The sequence below is a fragment of the Streptomyces sp. NPDC058157 genome (genome assembly GCF_042884105.1).
Classification (GTDB): Bacteria; Actinomycetota; Actinomycetes; order Streptomycetales; family Streptomycetaceae; genus Streptomyces.
In genome coordinates this window covers 5,700-8,379 of the sequence record NZ_JBHVUQ010000261.1, presented here as the reverse complement: position 1 = coordinate 8,379, position 2,680 = coordinate 5,700, and the positions used below count along the sequence as shown (strand labels likewise).

The following is a 2,680-nucleotide window of genomic DNA, read 5'->3' as shown; positions in this document are numbered from 1 at the left end:
GCCTCCACGCTGTAGACGCAGTCGAACTCCCCGTCCCCGAACGGCATCTCCTCCGCGGCCCCGCGCACCAGCCGCAGCCGCTCGGGCCCCGGCTCCGCCAGCAGCCCGGCGGTGGCCCGCCGGGCCCGTTCCAGCTGCTGGGGGTGGATGTCCATACCGGTGACCCGGGCCGGGCCGTACTCCCCGACGGCCAGGGCGCAGCCCACGCCCAGCCCGCAGCCGACCTCCAGCAGCTCCCCGCCGCCGAGCGGGCCCGCCGTGTCGAGCACCCGCCGGTACAGGTCCTGCTGGCTGCGGATCCGGTCGTCCACCGACGGCGTGCCGTCGAGGTCCTCGGGCCGCCAGTAGCCGAAGTTGATGAAACCACCGGCGAACACGGGGACCGAGCTGAGGTCCGAGGGGCCGTACGTCTCCCGCACGGTCGCGCGCATGTCGTCGGGCCGGTCGGCTCGGGTCATGGGTACACCTCCGTGCCCAGTGTGACCGCACGGTGACGTCCTGTCGACGGTGCCCCGCGCGCCGCCGCGTAGGCTGGAGCCCGTCCTGCCGTCCGTCCCCGGGGAACCACCAGCACCATGCCGCACACCGGTCCGCAGTCCCTCGACCGCGCGCTGGCCCTCGTCGACGCGGTGGCCGCGGCGCCCGGCCCGGTCAGCGCCAAGGCGCTGGCCCGCCTCGCGGGCTGCTCCCTGTCCACCGCCTACCACCTCCTGGGTCCGCTCACCGAGCGCGGCTACCTGGTGCGCACGGCCCGCGGCTACGCGCTCGGGCCCGAGCTGCCCCGGCTCCACCGCAGCTTCCTGCACCAGCTGGCCCCGGCCCCGGGCATGCCCGAACTACTGGCCCGGCTGCGGCGGGCGACCGGCGGCGAGTCCTACTACACGGCCTACCGGGGCGGGGTGATCACCGTGGTGGACACCACCGCCCCGGTCACGGACACCGCGAACCCGTTCGCGCCCGGCCGGGAGACCCGCGCCCACGCCACCGCCCACGGCAAGGCCCTGCTGTCCCGGCTGACCCCGCGGGCGCGCCGGCGCTACCTCGACGAACACGGCATGGCCCGGCTGACCGCGGCGACCATCACGAGCGCCGACGCCATGGAGGCGGAGCTGCTGCGGGTCCGCGCGGCGGGCTTCGCGGTGTCGGTGGGGGAGGCGGACCCGGCGTGGACCTGCCTGGCGGTCGCGCTGCCGGCGGCCGGGGAGGAACGGGACACCGTGCACGCGCTGTCGGTGTCGGTGCCCACGGGGGAGTTCCGCCGCCGCCCGGAGGGCATCCGCGCCGCCCTCGCCGAGGCGGCCGCCGTCCGCCTCGGCTGAGGGGCTCGCCCACCGCCGCCCGGCCCGGATTCCGGCCCTGCCGGAATGGCGGGCGGCGGACGTGCGCGGGGCCCGTCCCGCGTGCCAGGCTGGCCGCATGATCTTCATCGCCGTCAGGTTCGACGTCCGCCCGGAGCACAGCGACAACTGGCTCACCCTCGTCGACGACTTCACCCGCGCCACCCGGTCCGAGCCGGGCAACCTCTTCTACGACTGGTCCCGCAGCGTGGACGACCCGAACAAGTACACCCTGCTGGAGGCGTTCACCGACGCCGAGGCGGGCGCCGCGCACGTCGCGTCGGAGCACTTCAAGGCCGGGATGGAGACGCTCGCCGGGGCCATCGCCACCACCCCGGAGATCATCCACGTCGAGGTCCCCGGCCAGGGCTGGAGCGCCATGGCCGAACTGTCGCCCCGCGACTGACCGGTACGAGATCGGGACGTCGCCGTCACGTCGCGGGGATGGACCCCGTGGCTCCGTGGCCGAAAACTGTCTGGGCAGGAGCAGGCCGACCCCAGGGGGGACAGTGCCATGAGCGACGGCAGAGGTGGACCGGACGTGCCCCGTCCGGAGAACGACGCGTCGGTCCCGTCCCACGGGACCACGCCGCACACCGGCGGAGGCTTCACCGACCCGACGCCGGGCGACCACGGCATCATCGTCCAGGGCGGCCGCACGGCGTCGGACTCCCGGGCGATCGGTCCGAAGCAGGACGACCCGCGGGCGATCGGTCCCAAGCAGGACGACCCCCGCTCGGTCCGCGAGGGCATCATCGTGCAGGGCGGGCGGACCGGGCACCCGGGCTCCAAGGCGCGGCAGAAGCGGGCCAAGAAGAAGACGAAGACCATGATGCTGGTCATCGGCGGCGTCATGGTCCTGGCCCTCGGCGGGTTCTTCGTGGGCCACCGGCTGGGCCACGACCCGGCCACCCTCCCACCCCAGGCGGCCGCCACGCCCACCGCCCGGGCCGACGCGTCCGGCGGCGCCCCTTCCGCCTCCACCGGCGCAGCCGCCCCGGCACCCGCCACCAGCCCCGGCTCCCCGGCCACCGAGGCCCCGGCTCCGCCCACACGGGCCGCCTCCGCCCCGCCCGCCCGGAGCGGCGAAAGCCCCGCGCCGGGCCGTTCGACACCGCAGGCGCCGCCGAAGCAGTCGAGCGAGCCCCCTCCGGCGGCCGAACCGGTGCTGTCGCTGCGTCCCACCGGCGTCAGGGAGTTCTGCGCGAACGGCGAATGGCCCGCCACCCTGGTCGTCCGCAACAGCGGCGGCGGGAAACTGACCTGGTCGCTCGGGCAGCTCCCCCCGGGGGTCACCGCCAGCCCCTCCGGCGGGTCCCTCGCCGCCGACGCCTCGCAGGTCG

At 75.9% G+C, this 2,680-nt stretch carries 3 protein-coding genes and 1 pseudogene; 3 read left to right on the top strand and 1 reads right to left on the bottom strand.

The window, feature by feature from the left end; genetic code table 11:
- Nucleotides 1-458 (bottom strand): class I SAM-dependent methyltransferase (locus ACFVXK_RS34825; protein WP_389620112.1); only part of this gene is annotated, 458 nt, incomplete at its 3' end.
- A gap of 117 nt (nt 459-575) precedes the next feature.
- Here ACFVXK_RS34825 and ACFVXK_RS34820 point away from each other — a divergent pair.
- From ACFVXK_RS34820 to ACFVXK_RS34810, 3 genes and pseudogenes are all read left to right on the top strand, one after another.
- Nucleotides 576-1,319, top strand: coding sequence for an IclR family transcriptional regulator (locus ACFVXK_RS34820; RefSeq protein ID WP_389620110.1), 744 nt, complete (start codon nt 576-578; stop codon nt 1,317-1,319).
- 97 nt (nt 1,320-1,416) lie between these two features.
- The gene (locus tag ACFVXK_RS34815; RefSeq protein WP_079423741.1) at nt 1,417-1,743 is read left to right on the top strand and encodes a putative quinol monooxygenase; all 327 of its coding nucleotides are present in this window, start codon (nt 1,417-1,419) and stop codon (nt 1,741-1,743) included.
- Nucleotides 1,744-1,851: 108 nt separating this feature from the next.
- A pseudogene (locus tag ACFVXK_RS34810) lies at nt 1,852-2,680 on the top strand (hypothetical protein); the annotation flags it as partial.

What these genes read in the sequence shown, in the direction of transcription:
- ACFVXK_RS34815 (WP_079423741.1), top strand. Translation starts at nt 1,417, where the DNA reads ATGATCTTCATCGCCGTCAGGTTCGACGTCCGCCCGGAGCACAGCGAC.
- ACFVXK_RS34820 (WP_389620110.1), top strand. Translation starts at nt 576, where the DNA reads ATGCCGCACACCGGTCCGCAGTCCCTCGACCGCGCGCTGGCCCTCGTC.